The sequence below is a fragment of the Mycobacterium cajalii genome (assembly GCF_045809005.2).
Lineage (GTDB): Bacteria > Actinomycetota > Actinomycetes > Mycobacteriales > Mycobacteriaceae > Mycobacterium.
Genome location: NZ_CM141436.1, coordinates 5021120 through 5042060, shown reverse-complemented (window position 1 = coordinate 5042060; position 20941 = coordinate 5021120). Strand labels below are relative to the sequence as shown.

The following is a 20941-nucleotide window of genomic DNA, read 5'->3' as shown; positions in this document are numbered from 1 at the left end:
GTGTCTCTCGTCCCAGAAAGTTGGTGCTCACCCGAACGGTGCTGCCTGGATCACCGCCCGAGCAGGCGGTTCTTCTGTTCCGTGTACTCCTCGTCGGTCAAAATCCCCTCGTCGCGCAGCTTTGCGAACTCGCGTAGCTCGGCCGCGACCCCGGTCACCACGTTGCGCGGCTTGTCCTGCGAGGCTCCGTCGCCGGCGACCGGCGCGGCACCCTCGCTCGTACCGGTGGCACCGGCGCGCACACGGGCGCCTGAGGTCGCTGTGCGGCCACCTTTCCCCGCCCCGGTGCCCACCGTCCCGGCCATGGCACGCCCGGCCATACCCGCCGTTGCCATCTCGCCGAAGGTGCTGCCCGACCCGACTTCCGCGGCCTCGGCGGCCGCCGCGCTGACGGCGGCGGCCGGCAGCGCGGGCAGCGTCACGGCAACGGGTTGTACGGCCGGTGTGGCGATGGTCCACGTGGGCGGCACCGACAGTGCCCCGACCGTGTTCGCCTCGCCCAGACCGGCCGACAGCTGCGCCGACGTCGCCGCCGCCGACGTCGCCGCCGGCTCGATGGGACCCGTGATCTTCGCCGGGAAATCCGTGGGGGGCCGATCCCCGGAGAACGGCCAGGACTGCTCGCCGTCCCAGCCGCTGACGATGTCGTCGGTGTGCAAACCGGTCCCGGCGCCGATGATGTCGAGGGGCAGCGACACCGCCGCCAGGGGGGCCAGCGGTGTGTCGATGAACAGCGTCGCCAGGTTGGCCGGTGCGTCGAGGAAAATTGTGATCAGGTCGCTGATGATCTCCAGCACGGTCGTCGGGTCCACGGCCTGCGCCGACGTCGCGGCCGCCAGGCTCTGCAGGGCGCCGGGCACCGCCGAAAATGCTTGCGGTGCGCTCGATACGGCGCTCTGCACGGTCCCGGCGGAGGTGGCGGACGCCTGCCCCGCGGCGGCGGCCTGGTTGGCGGACCCGCTGGGATCGGTGGTTTGCGGCGGGTTGGTGAACGGCGCCATCGCGGTCGCCGCCGCCGACGAGCCCGCGTAGCCGTACATCGCGGCGGCGTCGTGGGCCCACATCTCGGCGTACTGCGCTTCCACGGCGGCGATCGCGGCCGTGTACTGCCCGAACGTGTTCTTTGCCACCAGCGTCAGCAGCCGGGTGCGGTTTGCCGCGACCAGTCCCGGCGGGACCGTCGCGGCCAAAGCCTGCTCGTACGCGGCGGCGGCTGCCCGGGCCTGCAACGCGGCTTCCTCGGCCTGCGCAGCGCTGCCGTTCAGCCATGCCACGTACGGGGCGGCCGCGGCCGCCATCGACGCCGACGCCGGACCCGACCACGGCCCGGAGGTCAGCCCGGAGATGACCGACCCGTACGACGCCGCGGTCAGGTGCAGGTCGGCGGCCAGTTTGTCCCAGGCCGCGGCAGCGGCCAGCAGGGATCCCGATCCCGGACCGCTGTACATCCGCGCCGAGTTGATCTCCGGTGGTAACGCCGCGAAGTCCAGTACGGCACCCCTCCTCTTGCTGGCCGCGACTGCGTTTGCGGCGCAGGTAGCATACGACTCGTTGCGGGTCTCCGCGTCGACCGAGAACGGTTTGCGAACTACGTGGTCTGGCGCGGTCCGCGGGCCGACAACTTCGTCGATGGGCGGCGGCGCCCCCTTCCGTTGGGGGTCGCAGTGGCGTTTGCGGTCTCCACCGTATAACCGACTGGTGCAAACTTTCCCGCTGTGATGGCCGGTAAACAACGCTTTTGTTCGCCGCGGCGCCGCCGGGCCCGTCGTTAAGCACGCAATGCACCGGGGTAACCAGGCCTGGAGTCAGCGATGTGATCCCAGCGCGGCCGGGCCGGCCCACCAGCTGCCGCGCTGAGAGTGAGAGGTACGGATGTGATTCCCTTCGACTACACCATCCTGCTGATCTGCGGCCCGCTGCTGGCCGCGGCGGCGGTGTGGGCGGCCGAGCGGGTCGGCGTACCGTATCCGGTTCCGCTGGTGGGTGTCGGGGCGTTGTTCTACCTGGTGCCGTGGGTGGGAACGCCGGACGCCTCGCCGGAGATCGTCTTCTACCTGTTCCTGCCGCCCCTGGTGTATTACGCGGCGTTGTTCATCGCGCCCGACGACCTGCGGGCCAACGCGCGGTCGATCGGGCTGCTGGCGGTGGGACTGGTGGTGGTGACCACGGCGGCGGTCGGCGGCGTTCTGGTCGGTCTCGCCGGCCTGCCCCTGGCGGCGGCGTTGGTCGCGGGCGTGGTGGTCGCGCCGACCGACCCGGTGTCGGCCACCTCGGTCTTCAGGCGGCTGGACGTGCCGGAGCGGCTGTCGACGATCGTCGAGGGGGAGGGGCTCACCGATGACGGGGTGGCCCTGGTGCTTTACGGGGGCGCGCTGAGCGCCGCCGTGCAGGGCGAGGTGCACGTCGGTGACCTCGCGGTGAAGCTGCTGGCGGCCCCCGCCGGCGGTGCGGTGCTCGGCCTCGCCGTTGCCTGGTTGCTCGTGCGGGTGCGACGGCGCATCGAGCAACCGCTGCTGCAGATCACCATTTCGCTGGCGACCCCGTACTTCACGTATGCGGCCGCGGAGGCCGCGCACCTGTCGGGGGTGCTGGCCACCGTTGCCGCCGGGGTCTACACGGGCTCGCACCTGAGCGCCATCTTCAAGCCCGGTGGCCGGCTGGAGGCGCTGGCATTCTTCGACGTGCTGGTATTCCTGCTGAACTCGGCGCTGTTCCTGCTGCTGGGCGTGATCCTGGTGCGCGACGTGCACCTGGTGCCGGGCAAGCCCGCGCTGCACCTTTTGGGTGTGGCGGCGGCGGTGGTCGCCGTGGTGATCGGGTTGCGGCTGGTGTGGATCCTGTCCGGGCCCGCCGTCGCGAGGCTGCGCGGACGTGCGCACAGCGGTGCCTTCTGGCGGGAACGGCTGGTTCTGGGTTGGGCCGGGATGCGCGGCGGTGTGTCGCTGGCCGCGGCGCTCGCGATCCCGTTGCGGCGTGCCGACGGTTCACCGTTTCCCGACCGCACGCTGGTGATCCTGGTCGCTGCGGTGGTGATCGTGATGAGCCTGCTCGTGCAGGGTGTGAGCCTGCCCTGGGTGCTGCGCCGATTGCGGCTCAGGGCCGAGGATTTCCAGACCGAGGAGAACCAGGCCCGGTTGAAGGCGGCCTGCGCCGCGCTGGAGTGGCTGCAGAACAATGTCGACGGCGGCGGCGAGGAGGACACCGATGCGGCCGTCGAATCGGTCCGTGCCAGGTACGAGGCCAGGGTGCGGCGCCTCGAGATCGCGGCCCCGGGCGATGACGAACGATGCCGTCCGGAGGACAATGCCGAGGAGGCGCAACGCTATAACGACTTGCGGCTCCGGCTGCTCGACATCGAGCGGTCGGTGATGCTGGGTCTGCGGCGCGAAGGCAAGATCAACGCGACCCTGCTGCGCAGCCTCGAACGAGACGTCGACCTGGAGATGGCCAGGCTCCGGCGGTCCTAGGTGGCTGGTGTCGAACGGCCATTGTGGGGGCGCTGGTTGACCGGTCGGGCTATTGGGCGATGCTCGTGTGGTCGTGAGCGGTTCCTAGCTCAGGTGAATTCGGTTGTCGGGATTGGCGATTCCGTTGCTTGGCTGGTCTACAGGCGGTCCTGGTGGGCCGGTTGGCATCGCCGACCGGCCTCAGGTCGTGGCGGCGGCCCAGTTTGCGCCTTCCCGGTGTAATCCGAGCACACCCAGGCGTGCGAGGTTGATCGCGGCGGCCAGCAGGGAGAAATCGGCGGCGACCTTGGTGGTGCCGCGCACGCGCGCACGGCGGCCGCCGTGGCGGCGGCGCATCAGGTGGCCGATCTTGCGTTCCACTTTCGGCCGGGTGGCCTTGTAGTCGGCGACCCAGCCCGGATCTGCTTGGGTGGTGCGAGCACGGGTGAGTTCGGCCTCGTAGCGGCTGATCGCGATGGTGCGCCCGGCGGTTGAGCTGGTGCACTGCTCGGCCAGTGGGCAGCAGGCGCAAGCCGGGCCGAACACCGCGTTGCCGCCGCCGCCCTTGGCCGGGCGGATCGGCACGGTCACCGCGCCCGGGCAGGTGACCGTGCCGACGTCGAGGTCGATGACGAAGCGGTCCTTGGCGTAGCGGCCACCCGGCGCGGTCGGTGGCTGCACCTTGGTGAAGATTTCCGCGCCCGCGGTTTCCAACACGGCCAGCAGTTTGCCCGCACCGTAGGCGGCGTCGCCGTAAACCGCCGGGCATCGCTGGTCTTGGGCTCCGCACACGCTGGGGGCGCTCCCGTCGCCATCACCATCACCGACCGCGCCGGCCGCGGTCGTCGTGCCAGCACTTGCACCGAGGCTCGAGTCGTCCTGAGGATCAACGCAATCTCCGTCGGCGGTGTTGGTGTCGCTGGTCACCGGAGTGGGTAGGTCGCCGGCCAGCAGGTCGGTGGCGGGTTGGGCGTCGCCGGCGTTGCCGGCGGTGACTTCGGTGGCGGTGATGATCTCGGCGTCGGGGTCGATCGCGATGTGACCCTTGTATCCGTCGAAACCCCGCGCGGAGGTCTTGTGGCCGTGGCGTGCCTGCGGGTCCACCGTGGAGATCACCCGATCGGCGGCCACACGGCGCGCGATGCGGAATATCCCGTCGGCGGCGTCTTGGTCGAGGTCCTGGCCGACCACGGTGGCCAACAGTTTGGCCGCCTTGTCCACCTCGGGCTTCAGCGCCTGCTCATCCAGGCAGGCCAGCAGCGCAGACGCGTCGCGGGCCAGCGCGTCCACCAGCGCCTCGCGCGCCGCCACGTCGTCGTAGTCACACACCGGTTTGCCGGCGCTGACGTAGTCGTCGTCGCGGGACAGCCGCGCCCGCAGCGCGGGTTGCAGCTCCGCGCCGGCGACCGCCAGCAGTCCCCGGATCGCCGAGCGGATCAATGTGACCGTGTCCATGGTGGCCACCGCGTCATACAGCGGGGTCGAGTCCAGCACCCGCTTACGGCCCACCAGCCCGGCCGCCTTGGCCGCTTGCAGGGTGACCTCAAAGATCCGGTCCGGGCGATCCGAGCGGGCCAGCCTCGCGCGCATGTCCACCAACACGGTGTGCACAAACCCCGGATAATCGAAGTCCAGCCCGCCCGCGGCATACTTCCACCGCGCGTCGAACGCGAACCGATCCACCGCCTCCCGATCCGAAAGCCCCTCGATGCGCTGCAACACCATCACCACCGCCACAATCATCGGCGGCACGCTGCGCCGGCCGACATCGGTGAACAAGTCGGCGAACATTTCATCGCCGAACAAGTTGAAGCACTCCCGGTGCAGCACGCTGTAAATCGAGTCCGGCGCCACCCGGCCCTCGCAGAAATCCACCGTCGACCGCCACAAATCCGCCTGTTTCGGCGTCAAACCCAAACTCACCCAACCATTCTCGCCGACCGCACCCGATTACCCGGTCAACGCCACGCGAAAAACACCAGCCACCTAGGTGGCTGGTGTCGAACGGCCATTGTGGGGGCACTGGTTGACCGGTCGGGCTATTGGGCGATGCTCGTGTGGTCGTGAGCGGTTCCTAGCTCAGGTGAATTCGGTTGTCGGGATTGGCGATTCCGTTGCTTGGCTGGTCTACAGGCGGTCCTGGTGGGCCGGTTGGCATCGCCGACCGGCCTCAGGTCGTGGCGGCGGCCCAGTTTGCGCCTTCCCGGTGTAATCCGAGCACACCCAGGCGTGCGAGGTTGATCGCGGCGGCCAGCAGGGAGAAATCGGCGGCGACCTTGGTGGTGCCGCGCACGCGCGCACGGCGGCCGCCGTGGCGGCGGCGCATCAGGTGGCCGATCTTGCGTTCCACTTTCGGCCGGGTGGCCTTGTAGTCGGCGACCCAGCCCGGATCTGCTTGGGTGGTGCGAGCACGGGTGAGTTCGGCCTCGTAGCGGCTGATCGCGATGGTGCGCCCGGCGGTTGAGCTGGTGCACTGCTCGGCCAGTGGGCAGCAGGCGCAAGCCGGGCCGAACACCGCGTTGCCGCCGCCGCCCTTGGCCGGGCGGATCGGCACGGTCACCGCGCCCGGGCAGGTGACCGTGCCGACGTCGAGGTCGATGACGAAGCGGTCCTTGGCGTAGCGGCCACCCGGCGCGGTCGGTGGCTGCACCTTGGTGAAGATTTCCGCGCCCGCGGTTTCCAACACGGCCAGCAGTTTGCCCGCACCGTAGGCGGCGTCGCCGTAAACCGCCGGGCATCGCTGGTCTTGGGCTCCGCACACGCTGGGGGCGCTCCCGTCGCCATCACCATCACCGACCGCGCCGGCCGCGGTCGTCGTGCCAGCACTTGCACCGAGGCTCGAGTCGTCCTGAGGATCAACGCAATCTCCGTCGGCGGTGTTGGTGTCGCTGGTCACCGGAGTGGGTAGGTCGCCGGCCAGCAGGTCGGTGGCGGGTTGGGCGTCGCCGGCGTTGCCGGCGGTGACTTCGGTGGCGGTGATGATCTCGGCGTCGGGGTCGATCGCGATGTGACCCTTGTATCCGTCGAAACCCCGCGCGGAGGTCTTGTGGCCGTGGCGTGCCTGCGGGTCCACCGTGGAGATCACCCGATCGGCGGCCACACGGCGCGCGATGCGGAATATCCCGTCGGCGGCGTCTTGGTCGAGGTCCTGGCCGACCACGGTGGCCAACAGTTTGGCCGCCTTGTCCACCTCGGGCTTCAGCGCCTGCTCATCCAGGCAGGCCAGCAGCGCAGACGCGTCGCGGGCCAGCGCGTCCACCAGCGCCTCGCGCGCCGCCACGTCGTCGTAGTCACACACCGGTTTGCCGGCGCTGACGTAGTCGTCGTCGCGGGACAGCCGCGCCCGCAGCGCGGGTTGCAGCTCCGCGCCGGCGACCGCCAGCAGTCCCCGGATCGCCGAGCGGATCAATGTGACCGTGTCCATGGTGGCCACCGCGTCATACAGCGGGGTCGAGTCCAGCACCCGCTTACGGCCCACCAGCCCGGCCGCCTTGGCCGCTTGCAGGGTGACCTCAAAGATCCGGTCCGGGCGATCCGAGCGGGCCAGCCTCGCGCGCATGTCCACCAACACGGTGTGCACAAACCCCGGATAATCGAAGTCCAGCCCGCCCGCGGCATACTTCCACCGCGCGTCGAACGCGAACCGATCCACCGCCTCCCGATCCGAAAGCCCCTCGATGCGCTGCAACACCATCACCACCGCCACAATCATCGGCGGCACGCTGCGCCGGCCGACATCGGTGAACAAGTCGGCGAACATTTCATCGCCGAACAAGTTGAAGCACTCCCGGTGCAGCACGCTGTAAATCGAGTCCGGCGCCACCCGGCCCTCGCAGAAATCCACCGTCGACCGCCACAAATCCGCCTGTTTCGGCGTCAAACCCAAACTCACCCAACCATTCTCGCCGACCGCACCCGATTACCCGGTCAACGCCACGCGAAAAACACCAGCCACCTAGGGGCAGGGGTCGTCAACTCGTTGCCGGCAGCGGGCGTCGACGGGCGCCCTGCCGGAACGCTTTCGCTGCGTCGGACACGCAGTCTGGTGTAAAAATCGGTGCGCGGTATCGCCGTGAGCGCACGGTGAGTGACTGCCCGGGCCGCCCTGAATCTGACCGCGAGCTGATGGCCCACCACGCCAGGCCGGCGCTTGCACGGCGCGACAGGTCCGACTGCGCGGGTGCCTGTTCGCGCGCCTAACACCTTGAGGCTGAACAATTTTCGGGCTGCCGGAAGGTGTCCACGGGCTCGCCGGACACCACCGGTGCGCCGCGGGTTATGTTGCCGTGCATTGGCGGGGGTTCGGCACGGCGGAGTCGGCAGACCGCTCATTGCCGCGAGCCGGCGCGGCCGGCTAGGGGCTGCCCCGCGCGTGCCAGGGCGGCAATAAATATGGCTCCCCTGACGCTTCCGTGGGTGGTTTTGTGCGCTGAGTAGGCGCACGTCGTTGTGGCTTAGGGTTTCTGGCTGTCAAAGGTCAGGAACCAAAGGAAGCGGGCAACGACGTGCGCAATGCGAGGTTATGGCGTGCGCTGCTGGGTGTCGATAGGCGCACGGTGGTCGAGGACATCGAATTCTGCGAGGAGGACGAGGGCGCCGAGGTGGTGGTGGCGCGGGTGCGCCCACGCAGCGGTGTTTCACAGCGTTGTGGGCGCTGTGGGAGCAAGGCGCCTTGGTATGACCGCGGGGAGGGTCTCCGCCGGTGGCGGGGCCTGGATTTGGGGACGGTGCAAGTGCTGTTGGAGGCCGAGGCGCCGCGGGTGAACTGCCCCACCCACGGGCCGACCGTGGTTGCGGTGCCGTGGGCGCGTCATCACGCCGGACACACGCTGGCCTTCGATGACACGGTGGCCTGGCTGGCGGTGGCTTGCTCGAAAACGGCGGTCTGCGAGTTGATGCGCATCGCGTGGCGCACCGTCGGGGCGATCGTGGCGCGGGTGTGGGCCGACACCGAAAAGACTGTTGATCGGTTTGCCAACCTACGCCGGATCGGCATCGACGAGATCTCCTACAAACGCCACCACAAGTACTTGACGGTGGTCGTTGACCACGACAGCGGGCATCTGGTCTGGGCCGCGCCGGGACGCGACAAGGCGACCCTGCGACGCTTCTTCGACGCTTTGGGTGCTGAGCGGGCCGCGTTGATCACCCACGTCTCCGCCGATGCCGCGGACTGGATCGCTGCCGTGGTCGCCGAACGCTGCCCGGACGCGATCCTGTGCGCCGATGCGTTTCATGTCGTGTCCTGGGCCACGAGGCCCTTGATGCCGAGCGGCGCCGGGCCTGGAACGATGCGCGGACGCTGGCCCGTAGCGAGCCCAAACGCCGCCGCGGCCGCCCCGCCAACGACGCCGCACCCAGACCCGGACACGAGCAGGCCCGCCGACTCAAAGGCGCCCGCTACGCGCTGTGGAAAAACCCCGAAGACCTCACCGAACGCCAGAGCGCCAAGTTGGCCTGGATCGCCAAAACCGACACCCGGCTTTACCGCGCCTACCTTTTGAAAGAGGGCCTGCGGCATGTGTTCTCGGTCAAAGGCCAACAAGGCAAAGACGCCCTCGATAAATGGACCTCCTGGGCGCGGCGCTGCCGCATCCCGGTGTTCGTCGAGCTGGCCCGCCGCATCGTGCGCCACCGTCAAGCCATCGACGCTGCCCTCGACCACGGCCTATCCCAAGGACTGATCGAATCCACCAACACCAAGATCCGGGTCCTGACCCGCATCGCATTCGGCTTCCACAACCCCGCCGCACTGATCGCCCTGGCCATGCTCGCCCTCGGCGGGCAGCGACCCGCCCTACCCGGCCGCGGCTGACACCCCCCACCAGGGCACCTCTCGGAGGGTGCCCCCTTCCCCGAGCGTTGCCGATTCTGCGCCACCCGCTCGTCGGCGTCCATGTCGTTCCGCCTCGCTGCGCTCGGGGGCTCCACATGGACCCCTCCCTACGCGAGGCAGCGCCAAAAGCAACTATCGCGGAAAGGACCAGACAAACGTCCAACCATCACCAGATCGGACCCACGGATGCGTCAGGAGAGCCATAAATATGGCTCTATTGCCATGAATGTGGGTCGGGTGGGGTGTGCTATGTCTCGCGTGGCGTGACGGCCTGGGCGCACGGGCAGCCCATAGGTTCGAAAGCTCCAAAACCTCGTACCAAGGAGCTTGCCCGTGCGCGCGACCACCTTACTCAACCGTCTCGTTCACCTGCCGAAGACCACGATCCGCGACGTCGAATTCGGTGCCGAGGCGACGCTGTGGGTGCGCCCGCAACAACGGGTGATGTCCTGTCCGCATTGCGATTTCCGCACCCGGCATCGCTACGACACACGGGATGTGGATTCCACGTGGCGGCACCTGGACCTGAGCGGGCAAGTATGTGTGCTCAAGCTGCGGCGACGCCGGTTGCGCTGCCCCGAGCACGGTGTGCTGGCCGAGTCGGTGCCGTTCGCGCGGCCGGGGTCGGGGTTCACCCGCGACTTCGAGGACCTTGTGGTCTGGTTGGCCACCAAGTGTGACAAGAAGACGGTGTCGACCTTTTGCCGCGTCGCGTGGCGCACCGTCGGGGCGATGTGTTCGCGCGTCATGGCCGAAAAACTGGACACCGACCGGCTCAGTGGGCTGGTCGACATCGGTGTCGATGAGATCTCCTGGCGCAAGCACCACAAGTACTTGACGCTGGTATCCAACCACGACACCGGCAAAATCGTGTGGGGTGCACCCGGCAAGAATGCGGCCACTCTCGACGTGTTCTTCACCGAGGCTCTGCCCGCCGACGGCGCGAAGAAGATCCAGGCGGTGTCGATGGATCTCGGGCCGGCGTTCGCGAAATCTGTTCGCGCGCATGCCCCGCAGGCGGTGATCTGTTTCGATCCGTTCCATGTCGTCAAGCTGGCCACCGATGCCCTCGATGAGGTGCGCCGTCAGGTGTGGCAGTCCGCGCGCACGCTGTCGGACAAGCAGATCGCCAAAACCTACAAGGGAGCCCGCTGGGCGCTGCTGAAGAATCCCGGATCCCTCACCGACACACAGCAGGCCACCCTCGCCCAGCTCAAACGTGAGGGCGGCGCACTGGTGCGTGCCTACGAACTCAAGGAATCGCTGCGGGCGGTGTTCGCCGGGGACCTCGACACCAACACCGTCACCCACATGCTGGACAAATGGTGTGCTTGGGCGCAGCGGTGCCGGATACCGCAGTTCGTCAAGGTCGGCCGAACCATCAAGAAACACCTCGACGGCATCCACGCCGCGGTCGAGCGCGGTCTGGCCAACGGCCGCCACGAAGGGCTCAACAACAAGGTCCGGTTGATCATCCGCAGGGCCTATGGCTTCCACAGCGCCGAGAACGCGCTCGCCATGATCATGCTCGTCTGCGGACCGGTCACCCTCGAGCTCCCATACCACACATGAGGTCATCCACATTCATGGCAATAGAGCCATAAATATTTCTCGCGTTTGCGGGTACCTAGCTCTCGCGGGTTCTGCCGTACAACACAACATCCTTCGCCGACCTCCCACTGGCCGGCGCGTTTTCGTAAGGAGAAGCCCATGTCCTTCGTTACTACGCAGCCGGAGGCGTTGTCGGCTGCGGCGAGCACGCTGCAGCACCTCGGCACCTCCATGGCCGCCGAGAACGCGGCCGCGGCGGCACCCACCACGGGTCTGGTTCCCGCGGCCGCCGACGAGGTATCGGTATTGCAGGCGACCCAGTTCGCCGCGTACGGCAACTTGTACCAGGCGGTCAGTGCCCAAGCGGCGGCGATCCACCAGATGCTGGTGAACACCTTGGGCAGCAGCGCCGGTTCCTACGGGACGACCGAGGCGGCCAATCATGCGGCGACTGCGTCGTCGGCGCTGTCGGGGCTTGCCGGCGCGGCGCCCACGTCGGCCCCGGCCGCCCCATCGCTCTCCTCCCTCCTCAGCACGCTTTCGGGAAGTAACCTCGTGTCGACGTCGGCGGGCTCCGCCCTGGGCACCCCGATCAACTGGACTCAGACCGTCGGCGCCGCCGCGTCCGACTTCTTCACCTTGGCCGCCGGCGCCTTCTGGCCGGGGGCTTCTGAATTCAAAGCTTCGGAAATCCCCGACTACATTGCTGCGGGATTGATGGGCAGCGTCAGCCCGGCGGGCTCGGGGGGAAGCGTGCTGGCGGGTTTGGGCCAGGCATCCTCTCTCGGCGGCATGTCGGTGCCGCCCAGCTGGGCCGCGGCCGCCGCCCCGGCTGTCAGCCCGGCCCCCGCGGCGTTGGTCGGCGAGGGCTGGGCTGCTCCTGCGCCCCACGCCGGGTCGGTGACGGCTTTGCCGGCGGGCGTGCCGTCGATGGCCAACGCCGGGCGCGGCGGTCTCGGCCTGGGTGCACCGCGCTATGGGGCGAAACCCACCGTCATGCCCAAGCCCACAGTCGTGTAGGACGGCCGCTGGCAAACGCGTCAGTTCGACAAAATCGCAATCACTTCGACCAAGGCAAAGGATCGTAGAAATGGTTTTCGATTTCGGGGCGCTGCCCCCGGAGGTCAACTCCGCACGCATGTACACCGGCGCCGGGGCCGGGCCGATGATGGCCGCCGCGGCGGCGTGGAACAACCTGGCCGCCGAGTTGGGCACGACGGCCGCCGCCAGCCAGTCGGTGGTCTCGGAGCTGACCGGTGGGCAGTGGCTGGGGCCGTCCTCGGCGGCGATGGCCGCGGCGGCCGCGCCCTACGTGGCGTGGATGGAGAACACCGCGGCGGCCGCCCGACTGGCGGCAACGGAGGCCATGGCGTCTGCGGCCGCCTACCAAACGGCGTTCGCGGCGACCGTGCCCCCACCGGTCGTCGCGACCAACCGGGCCCAGCTGGCCGCCCTGGTCGCGACGAATTTCCTCGGGCAGAACACCCCGGCGATCGCGGCCACCGAGGCCCAGTACGCCGAGATGTGGGCCCAGGACGCCGCCGCCATGTACGGCTACGCCGCATCCTCGGCCGCGGCGGGCAGGCTGGACCCGCTACACCCACCGACGCCCGCCACCAACCCCGGGGGTTCGGGTGCGCAAGCTGCCGCGGCTTCCCAGGCGGCGGCGAACGGTTCGCAGACGGCGGGTCTCAATGGGCTGGTCGCCAACGTGCCCAACGCCGTGCAGTCACTGGGCGCACCGACGTCCGCGGCTGCATCACCCGCGCAAAGCCTGAGTACCATCGAGAACGTCCTGACCGGCGGCCCACTGAACCAGATCCTGGACAACAACCTGGTGTTGAACAGCACTACCGGGTTCTTCGATGTCGCCTCGTGGAACGCGTTCAACGGCGCGGTGGCCGGAATACTCTCCGGGCACGTCTTCTTCGCCGGTCAGGCCGTCAGCGCCGTTTCTTCCGCGTCCACCAGCAGCTTGAGCGCCGGTCTGGGCAGCGGAACGTTGGCGAGCACAGCGGGTTCCGCGGGCGCCGGCGGGGCGCCGGTGCTGGCGGGGATGGGCGAGGCCTCCACGGTCGGCGGCATGTCCGTGCCCGCGGGCTGGTCCGTGGCCACCCCGGCCGACACCGGTGCGACGGAGCTCGCCGGCTCGGGCTGGACGGCGCCTGCCGAAGAGGGCGGCGACATGACGGTGGCCAGCGGTATGCCGGCCATCGCCAACGCGGCCGGCCGCGGCGGGGGCTATGGCGCGGCACCACGCTACGGGGTCAAGCCCACCGTGATGCCGAAACAGGTTCTCGTGTAGGACGACCGGTTCAACCCCACCGGGGCCGGGGCGGTTGCGGTGTGTAGCGCGACGACACGTGCACCGTGTGGACGCCGGGCTTGGACGACAGCTGCTCGAGCAGACCGTCGGGGTGCGCCCTGTCGGTGTGCCAGTGCTGCACCGACTCCGGGTTCGTCGACAGCTCCGCCAGGACCCGGTTGAGCTTGTCCTGCTTCGTGCCGGCCTTGTCCTCGGCGTCATCCGCCTCGTCGGTATCGGATTCACTCGAGTCCTTCTCGCGCGCAACGACTCTCGTCTTAGCTCGGGATGCGGCGCCGCCGGAGACGCCACCGGCCAGGCCGCCGAGCGCCATCTGGCCGAACACGCCGCTGTCGCCGGCCGCGACCAGCGGGGCGGCCGGGCCGGTGCTCTGCAACACCGTCGCGGCCAGGCGAACCGTCGGGGTGGCCGCGGTCCAGCTCGGCGGGACCGACAGCCCGCCCACCACGCCCGCCCGCGCCACACCCGCCGACATCGCCGGTGCGGCCGCCTGCCCCAGGCTCGCCGACACCGTCGGCGCGGCCGCGGCGGGCCCCGCGACGGGCGGGCACGGCGCCAAAGCCGTTCTGCGGCAACACGGTGGCGACCGGCCGGATCGCGGGGGCGGCACTGGCCCAGCCTTGGGGCACCGACAGGTTTCCGATCACGCCCGCGTGGCCCACATCCGTCGAGACGGCCGAGCCCACCGCGCGTATCCCCGACCCGAGCGCGCCCGGCGGCACCGGATCGAATGCGCGCAGCGCACTGGCCGGACCGGCGCCGCCGGTGCCACCGAGGGCGCTGAGGTATGACTGCTGCATCTGAAAGTTGTTGAAGGGTACCAGAAAGCTCTGGACGCCCAAGTCGTAGAAGGTGCCGAGCGGGTCGTAGACCTTCGACGGGGTCTACGGCCCGATGGTGGCGTTGAGGAAGCTCGTCGCCAGCGTCTGCGGGACCGCGGCGGTCGCCGCCCGCGTGCCCGTGGCCTGGGCGACCGCAGCGCCTTGCTGGGCGGGACCGCCGGGGTTGGTGGTCTGGGGCGGCGCCCGGAACGGCGTCACCTGGGCGGCCGTCGCCGACTGGCCGGCGTAGCCGTACATCGCCGCGGCGTCCTGGGCCCACATCTCGGCGTACTGCGCCTCGGTGGCCGCGATCGCCGCGGTGTTCTGCCCCAGGAAGTTCGTCGCGACCAGCGCCATCAGCAGGCTGCGGTTGGCCGCGATCACCGGCGGTGGAACCGTTGCCGCAAAGGCGCTTTCATAGGCGGCCACAGCCGCTTTGGCCTGGGCGGCGGTTTGCTCGGCCTGGGCGGCCGTGGCGCTCATCCATGCCGCGTACGGTGCGGCGGCGGCGGCCATCGCGGCCGACGTCGGGCCCTGCCACCCGGCGGCCAGCTCCGAGATCACCGCCGAATAGGACGCCGCGGTGGAGTGCAGCTCGGCGGCCAGGCCGCGGATGCGGCGAGCATCGGGCCCGTGCCGGGGCCGGCATACATCCGGCCGGAGTTGACCTCCGGCGGTAGAAGCCCAAAATCCATCCGCACCTTTCCCTGGCCGCAATTCGACACGGCCGCAGTTGCCGCTAGCCGCTTACCCGGGAGCTGGTCCGGTAAACGGCTCCGGCGGTTCGCTTTGGCGTCGGCGGGGAGGGGAGGGCGTCGCGAAAGGCGAACGCGAGAGCGGTCCTGAACCCCTGGCGGGAGCGCAGCTGCTGGGGCGCAACGCTTTCCGGTGTGCGACGCGCCGGCTCAGCCGGGCGTGCGCGCCGGGACAGGCGGGTCGATCATCGGGATGCGCACCCTAAAGACCGTTCGGCCGTCGGCGGATTCGGCGGTGACCGTGGCGGTATGTGCCTTGACGATCGAACTGACGATGGCCAGCCCGAGCCCGATGCCCGACCCGTTCGACCTGGACGTGTTCGCGCGGGCGAACCGCTCGAACAACCGGGGGAGCAAAGCCGGGTCGATGCCGGGCCCGTCGTCGGCGACGCTGAGTTCGGCGTAGGGCGTGCCGGATCCGCCTTCGGGGACCACGTGGCAGGCGATCCTGGTCGTCACGGTGACGCCGGGGGGCGTGTGCACCCGGGCGTTGCCGAGCAGGTTGCTGACGAGCTGGTGCAGCCGGGCCGGGTCGCCGCGGACCCACACCGGCGCGTCGGGCAGCTCCGTGACCCAGTGGTGGGTCGGCGCCGCGACCGCCGCGTCGTTCACCGCATCGGTCACCAGCCCGGCCAGGTCGACGTCTTCGGGATGCAGATCCACGCCTTCGCCCAGCCGCGACAACAGCAGCAACTCCTCGACGAGCACCCCCATGCGCTGTGCCTCCGACTCGATGCGCGCCAGCGCGTATTCGGTGGTCGGCGGCAGCTCCGAGCTGTCCTGGCGGGTCAGTTCGGCGTAGCCCTGAATCGCCGCGAGGGGGGTGCGCAGTTCGTGGCTGGCGTCGGTGATGAACTGGCGCATCCGCAGGTCGGATTCGGCGCGATAAGCCAGCGCGCTGTCGACGTTGTCCAGCAACCGGTTGAGCGTGTTGCCGACGATGCCGACCTCGTTGTCCGGGTCGGTGTCCTCCGGTGACACCCGCACGCTGATGCGCTGGTCACCGTCCGTCAGCGACATCGCGGCGACCTCCGCCGCCGTGGCGGTCAGCCGGCGCAGTGGGCGAAGCGTGTACCCGACCACCCAGACGGTGAGCCCCGCGGTCAGCGCCAGGGCGGCCGCGACCAGCGCCGCGGTGGTGACCTGTTTGCGGGTGATGATCTTGTCGGCGCGCTGCAGCGACAGCCCGACCAGAAGCCGGTCGGAGCCGTCGAGGTGGCTGGCCACCCGGTAGGAGCCCAGGCTGCCCAGGCGTTCCGTTCGTGGTCGCCCGTCGGCCTGCGACCGCGCTTCGAGGGCACGCACCACGTCGGGCGGTGCGGGCCGCGCCTCGGCCTCGGAGAAGACCGCCGAGCCGATGACGGTGCCGTCGCGCAGCACGGCGATGACGTTGCCCGGCGTCTGGTCGGTGAACTCCAGCATTGCCTGCCCCAGCGGTGGGGTGCCGGCATGCTCCCAGGTGTGTTCGCCGTCGCGGTACCTGTTGTAGGAGTTGCTCAACGCCTCCAGGGACTCGGCGACGTCTTCGTCGTTCATCGCGGTGACGTAGCCGCGCAGGCTGACCACCGAGACGACGCCGACGGCCACCAGCACCACGCTGACCACGGCGAGCACGCCGAGCAGCAGCTGGCGGCGCAGCGAGCGGGGGAGCCACCAGGGCGTGTTGCGCTGGCGGGTCATTCCGCCGGCCGCAGCATGTACCCGACGCCGCGGACGGTGTGGATCATCGGCTCCCTGCCGGAGTCGATCTTTTTCCTCAGGTAGGAGATGTACAGGTCGACGATGCTGGTGCGGCCGGCGAAGTCGTAGTTCCAGACCCGGTCGAGGATCTCGGTGCGGCTGAGCACCCGCCGCGGATTGCGCATGAGGAACCTGAGCAGTTCGAACTCGGTCGAGGACAGCGACACCGGCGCGCCGTCGCGGGTGACCTCGCGGCTGGCGGTGTCGACCCGCAGGTCGCCGACCTTGAGGGTCTCCGCGTTCGGCGCGGGTTGTTGGCTGGAACGGCGCAGCAGTCCGCGCAGCCGGGCGACGAGTTCCTCGAGGCTGAACGGCTTGGTCATGTAGTCGTCGGCGCCCGCCGTCAGGCCGGTGACCCGGTCCATGACCGAATCGCGCGCGGTCAAAAACAGCGTCGGGGTGTAGGCGTCCGCCTCGCGGATCCGCTCGAGGATCCGCAGCCCGTCGACATCGGGCAGCATGATGTCGAGGACCAGCACGTCGGGGTTGACCGTGTCGAACTTGGCGATGGCTTCGCGCCCGTTGTGGGCGACTTCGACGACCCAGCCCTCGTAGTGCAGCGCCATCTTCACCAGGTTGGTCAGCGCGGGCTCGTCGTCCACCAGCAAAACCCGAATCGGTGATCCGTCCGCGCGGTAGATCCGGGGCAGCTGGCCGAGAACGGCCTGGCGCGGCCGCTGGCTGCCTGCGTGTTGCGACATTGCAGTCATGTTCCCGCATTCTCGCAAGCGTCACACGCGGTTGTCACGAAGTTCATAGAGTTCTCAAATGAAACGGTGCCCGGCGAGCGGCCGGAGGGGCCGGACAAATATGGCTCTCCTGACGCATCCGTGGGTCCGATCTGGTGATGGTTGGACGTTTGTCTGGTCCTTTCCGCGATAGTTGCTTTTGGCGCTGCCTCGCGTAGGGAGGGGTCCATGTGGAGCCCCCGAGCGCAGCGAGGCGGAACGACATGGACGCCGACGAGCGGGTGGCGCAGAATCGGCAACGCTCGGGGAAGGGGGCACCCTCCGAGAGGTGCCCTGGTGGGGGGTGTCAGCCGCGGCCGGGTAGGGCGGGTCGCTGCCCGCCGAGGGCGAGCATGGCCAGGGCGATCAGTGCGGCGGGGTTGTGGAAGCCGAATGCGATGCGGGTCAGGACCCGGATCTTGGTGTTGGTGGATTCGATCAGTCCTTGGGATAGGCCGTGGTCGAGGGCAGCGTCGATGGCTTGACGGTGGCGCACGATGCGGCGGGCCAGCTCGACGAACACCGGGATGCGGCAGCGCCGCGCCCAGGAGGTCCATTTATCGAGGGCGTCTTTGCCTTCTTGGCCTTTGACCGAGAACACATGCCGCAGGCCCTCTTTCAAAAGGTAGGCGCGGTAAAGCCGGGTGTCGGTTTTGGCGATCCAGGCCAACTTGGCGCTCTGGCGTTCGGTGAGGTCTTCGGGGTTTTTCCACAGCGCGTAGCGGGCGGCTTTGAGTCGGCGGGCCTGCTCGTGTCCGGGTCTGGGTGCGGCGTCGTTGGCGGGGCGGCCGCGGCGGCGTTTGGGCTCGCTACGGGCCAGCGTCCGCGCATCGTTCCAGGCCCGGCGCCGCTCGGCATCAAGGGCCTCGGTGGCCCAGGACACGACATGAAACGCATCGGCGCACAGGATCGCGTCCGGGCAGCGTTCGGCGACCACGGCAGCGATCCAGTCCGCGGCATCGGCGGAGACGTGGGTGATCAACGCGGCCCGCTCAGCACCCAAAGCGTCGAAGAAGCGTCGCAGGGTCGCCTTGTCGCGTCCCGGCGCGGCCCAGACCAGATGCCCGCTGTCGTGGTCAACGACCACCGTCAAGTACTTGTGGTGGCGTTTGTAGGAGATCTCGTCGATGCCGATCCGGCGTAGGTTGGCAAACCGATCAACAGTCTTTTCGGTGTCGGCCCACACCCGCGCCACGATCGCCCCGACGGTGCGCCACGCGATGCGCATCAACTCGCAGACCGCCGTTTTCGAGCAAGCCACCGCCAGCCAGGCCACCGTGTCATCGAAGGCCAGCGTGTGTCCGGCGTGATGACGCGCCCACGGCACCGCAACCACGGTCGGCCCGTGGGTGGGGCAGTTCACCCGCGGCGCCTCGGCCTCCAACAGCACTTGCACCGTCCCCAAATCCAGGCCCCGCCACCGGCGGAGACCCTCCCCGCGGTCATACCAAGGCGCCTTGCTCCCACAGCGCCCACAACGCTGTGAAACACCGCTGCGTGGGCGCACCCGCGCCACCACCACCTCGGCGCCCTCGTCCTCCTCGCAGAATTCGATGTCCTCGACCACCGTGCGCCTATCGACACCCAGCAGCGCACGCCATAACCTCGCATTGCGCACGTCGTTGCCCGCTTCCTTTGGTTCCTGACCTTTGACAGCCAGAAACCCTAAGCCACAACGACGTGCGCCTACTCAGCGCACAAAACCACCCACGGAAGCGTCAGGGGAGCCACAAATATGTGTTCTATATGCGTTGTATCAGAGCGCTTGAGATTGGCCGAATTCCTAAAAATACTGGGATGCATGGTCGTTAGCCTGACGAAGCGGACTGTTTCTCAGGTGAGGCTCACCAAATCGGCGGCATGAGAACGAGTTTCGATGACCATTAGGCGCTGCACTTCGGCGGACGCCGTCGTCGCCCCAGGTGTGCGCGGGACGGCGGGGGACAACGGGGTCCCGGCTTTCGTTAACAAAAGGTTACGTGCTGTGACGAATGTCGGTAGGTCCAAATGTGTTTCCGGGGCCAGCCGGTGACCGGGACGCCTCTCACGCAACCGGCGCCGCGCCACGCCCCGGTGGCTGACCATCACCCGACCGTGGCGGGTCCTGCGTGGCCCGCGCACAAGTGGCGCCGGCCGGCCGCCTACCGCGCGGCGGGGCGGTGTGACGGCTCGCCGGGCCGCAGCCCCCGTCGCGCATCGAGTCGTGGTGGCGCGGTGCAGGCGGGTCGTCGTCCCGTTGCCGGCCGGATGGGGTGGCCGACGGCGAGGCGTCCGCATGTGTGTGGCGTGTGACATAGCCGGCAAACAAATATCGGAACAAGCGAGGGAGAAGAATGGATTTCGGGGCATTGCCGCCGGAAATCAACTCGAGCCGGATGTATGCGGGTCCGGGGCCGGGAACGATGCTGGCCGCCTCCGCGGGCTGGGAGTCGCTGGCCGCCGAACTGCAGGATGCCGCCAACGGGTACCGGTCGGTGATCACGGGTCTGACCGACGAGTCGTGGACGGGCCCGACGTCGACGGCGATGGCGGCTGCCGTCGCACCCTATGTGACGTGGATGCGGGCCACCGCCGAGCAATGCCAGCTGGCCGCCACCCAGGCCACCTCCGCCGCGGCGGCGTACGAGACGGCCTATGGGATGACGGTGCCGCCGCCGGTGGTGGTGGCCAACCGGGTTCAGCTGGCAACGCTGGTGGCGACCAACTTCCTGGGCCAGAACACGCCGGCGATCATGGCCACCGAGGCGCAGTACGCCGAGATGTGGGCACAGGATGCGATGGCGATGTACAACTATGCCGCCAGCTCGGCAATGGCGTCCGCCTTCAAGACTTTCCAGTCGCCGCCCCAGACCACGAATCCGGCGGGCGTCTCCGGCCAGGCCGGCACGGTCGCCCATGCGGCGGCGACCCAGGTCGCCGGCCACGCCCATACGACGTCCCAGCTGTTCTCCTCGGTGCCGCAAACCCTGCAGGGCCTGGCCAATCCCGGATCGACGTCCGGGGTTTCCGGGATGGCGATGGGCGACGGGGCGTCGATGGCGTCGGCCGCGTACTCGCCACTGAGCTCGTTGACGTCGGTGGCCAACGGGCCCGGCAAGGGTGCCGCGAAAGCCGCCGCCACCGCCGCGTCGGGCACCACTTCCGCTTCCGCGCTGAGCGGACTGGCGGGCGCCTTGGCGTCGCCGGAGGGCGTGGTGCTCGGCACCAGCCTCGGCGTGTTCGGGGACGTGGGCGGCTCGATCTCCGATGTCGGTGGCGTCGGCTTCGATCTCTACGGCCTGGGCCTCGACTATCAGGGACTGGCGCTGGACCTGCAGGGCGCGGGCTCGATCATCGGCGCCGAGGGGGCCGGCGGGTTGGGCGCGCTGGGCGACCTGGGCGGCGTCGGGGGCCTGGGGGGTCTGGGCGAAGGCGCGTCGGCCAGTGTGGGCCAGGCGGCCTCGCTCGGGACCTTGTCCGTGCCGCAGAGCTGGGCCGGCACGGTCTCCTCGGTCGCACCGCTGCCCGCGATGGACGCCAACATGATGCCGGGCGGATGGGGTGCGGCGACCAGCGCCACCCCCGTGTCGACGACCGGCGTGTCCAAGCTCCCGCTGGGCGGGATGATCGGACGCGAGGCCGACGGCGCGGTGCAGCGGGTCGGATTCCGGCCCTCGCTGATCCCGCGTTCCCCCGTAGCCGGGTAACGGCTCAGGCCCTGCGAACCGAGAAAGGGGCCCGCACACCCAAGGTGTGCGG

Annotated in this window: 12 protein-coding genes and 3 pseudogenes; 6 read left to right on the top strand and 9 right to left on the bottom strand. The window is 69.2% G+C overall.

The features are described from left to right. Positions 1 to 50: 50 nt before the first annotated feature. Positions 51 to 1490 (bottom strand): PPE family protein, SVP subgroup, encoded by a 1440-nt coding sequence (locus tag ACJ512_RS23870; RefSeq protein ID WP_407685114.1) that lies wholly within the window; start codon positions 1488 to 1490, stop codon positions 51 to 53. Positions 1491 to 1874: 384 nt separating this feature from the next. Between ACJ512_RS23870 and ACJ512_RS23865 the strand changes: the two genes are divergently transcribed. Further along, positions 1875 to 3467 (top strand): Na+/H+ antiporter, encoded by a 1593-nt coding sequence (locus ACJ512_RS23865; RefSeq protein ID WP_461479865.1) that lies wholly within the window; start codon positions 1875 to 1877, stop codon positions 3465 to 3467. A 180-nt stretch (positions 3468 to 3647) separates the two neighbouring features. On the opposite strand, the gene ACJ512_RS23860 is transcribed toward ACJ512_RS23865, so the two are convergent. Both ACJ512_RS23860 and ACJ512_RS23855 read right to left on the bottom strand, forming a co-directional pair. Continuing rightward, positions 3648 to 5369: a transposase gene (locus tag ACJ512_RS23860; protein ID WP_461479751.1), complete on the bottom strand. Its 1722-nt coding sequence runs from the start codon at positions 5367 to 5369 to the stop codon at positions 3648 to 3650. Positions 5370 to 5616: 247 nt separating this feature from the next. Next, on the bottom strand, positions 5617 to 7338 hold the full coding sequence (locus ACJ512_RS23855) for a transposase (RefSeq protein ID WP_461479751.1): 1722 nt from the start codon (positions 7336 to 7338) through the stop codon (positions 5617 to 5619). 613 nt (positions 7339 to 7951) lie between these two features. On the opposite strand from ACJ512_RS23855, the pseudogene ACJ512_RS23850 reads away from it, so the two are divergent. The 4 genes and pseudogenes from ACJ512_RS23850 (at position 7952) to ACJ512_RS23835 (ending at position 13138) form a co-directional block, all read left to right on the top strand. Then, positions 7952 to 9261 (top strand): annotated as a pseudogene (locus tag ACJ512_RS23850) (ISL3 family transposase). Positions 9262 to 9615: 354 nt separating this feature from the next. Continuing rightward, the gene (locus ACJ512_RS23845) at positions 9616 to 10854 is read left to right on the top strand and encodes an ISL3 family transposase (protein ID WP_407689819.1); all 1239 of its coding nucleotides are present in this window, start codon (positions 9616 to 9618) and stop codon (positions 10852 to 10854) included. A gap of 138 nt (positions 10855 to 10992) precedes the next feature. Continuing rightward, positions 10993 to 11853 (top strand): PE family protein, encoded by an 861-nt coding sequence (locus ACJ512_RS23840; RefSeq protein WP_407689760.1) that lies wholly within the window; start codon positions 10993 to 10995, stop codon positions 11851 to 11853. Between the two features lie 70 nt (positions 11854 to 11923). Further along, positions 11924 to 13138: a PPE family protein gene (locus ACJ512_RS23835; RefSeq protein WP_407689761.1), complete on the top strand. Its 1215-nt coding sequence runs from the start codon at positions 11924 to 11926 to the stop codon at positions 13136 to 13138. 10 nt (positions 13139 to 13148) lie between these two features. Here the strand turns inward: ACJ512_RS23835 and ACJ512_RS23830 are convergent, their stop codons facing one another. The 6 genes and pseudogenes from ACJ512_RS23830 to ACJ512_RS23805 all read right to left on the bottom strand — a co-directional run bounded on the left by ACJ512_RS23830 (position 13149) and on the right by ACJ512_RS23805 (position 18821). After that, a complete protein-coding gene (locus ACJ512_RS23830; protein WP_461480150.1) occupies positions 13149 to 13634 on the bottom strand; it encodes a PE/PPE C-terminal domain-containing protein in 486 nt (161 codons plus the stop codon). A gap of 55 nt (positions 13635 to 13689) precedes the next feature. Next, positions 13690 to 13959: pseudogene (locus tag ACJ512_RS23825) on the bottom strand (PPE family protein, SVP subgroup); the annotation flags it as partial. Between the two features lie 111 nt (positions 13960 to 14070). Next, positions 14071 to 14675, bottom strand: a pseudogene (locus ACJ512_RS23820) (PPE family protein); the annotation flags it as partial. A 210-nt stretch (positions 14676 to 14885) separates the two neighbouring features. Beyond that, positions 14886 to 16415 (bottom strand): sensor histidine kinase, encoded by a 1530-nt coding sequence (locus ACJ512_RS23815; RefSeq protein WP_407689726.1) that lies wholly within the window; start codon positions 16413 to 16415, stop codon positions 14886 to 14888. Then, a complete protein-coding gene (locus tag ACJ512_RS23810; protein WP_407689725.1) occupies positions 16412 to 17185 on the bottom strand; it encodes a response regulator transcription factor in 774 nt (257 codons plus the stop codon). Before ACJ512_RS23810 ends, ACJ512_RS23815 begins: the two co-directional genes overlap by 4 nt. 325 nt (positions 17186 to 17510) lie before the next feature. Continuing rightward, positions 17511 to 18821, bottom strand: a complete 1311-nt coding sequence (locus ACJ512_RS23805; RefSeq protein ID WP_461479864.1) for an ISL3 family transposase — start codon at positions 18819 to 18821, stop codon at positions 17511 to 17513. 715 nt (positions 18822 to 19536) lie between these two features. Between ACJ512_RS23805 and ACJ512_RS23800 the strand changes: the two genes are divergently transcribed. Further along, a complete protein-coding gene (locus ACJ512_RS23800) occupies positions 19537 to 20889 on the top strand; it encodes a PPE family protein (RefSeq protein ID WP_407685629.1) in 1353 nt (450 codons plus the stop codon). Positions 20890 to 20941: the final 52 nt, after the last annotated feature.

Coding starts and splice junctions, on each gene's coding strand:
- ACJ512_RS23840 (WP_407689760.1), top strand. CDS start 10,993: ATGTCCTTCGTTACTACGCAGCCGGAGGCGTTGTCGGCTGCGGCGAGC.
- ACJ512_RS23835 (WP_407689761.1), top strand. CDS start 11,924: ATGGTTTTCGATTTCGGGGCGCTGCCCCCGGAGGTCAACTCCGCACGC.
- ACJ512_RS23830 (WP_461480150.1), bottom strand. CDS start 13,634: ATGTCGGCGGGTGTGGCGCGGGCGGGCGTGGTGGGCGGGCTGTCGGTC.
- ACJ512_RS23815 (WP_407689726.1), bottom strand. CDS start 16,415: ATGACCCGCCAGCGCAACACGCCCTGGTGGCTCCCCCGCTCGCTGCGC.
- ACJ512_RS23810 (WP_407689725.1), bottom strand. CDS start 17,185: ATGACTGCAATGTCGCAACACGCAGGCAGCCAGCGGCCGCGCCAGGCC.
- ACJ512_RS23800 (WP_407685629.1), top strand. CDS start 19,537: ATGGATTTCGGGGCATTGCCGCCGGAAATCAACTCGAGCCGGATGTAT.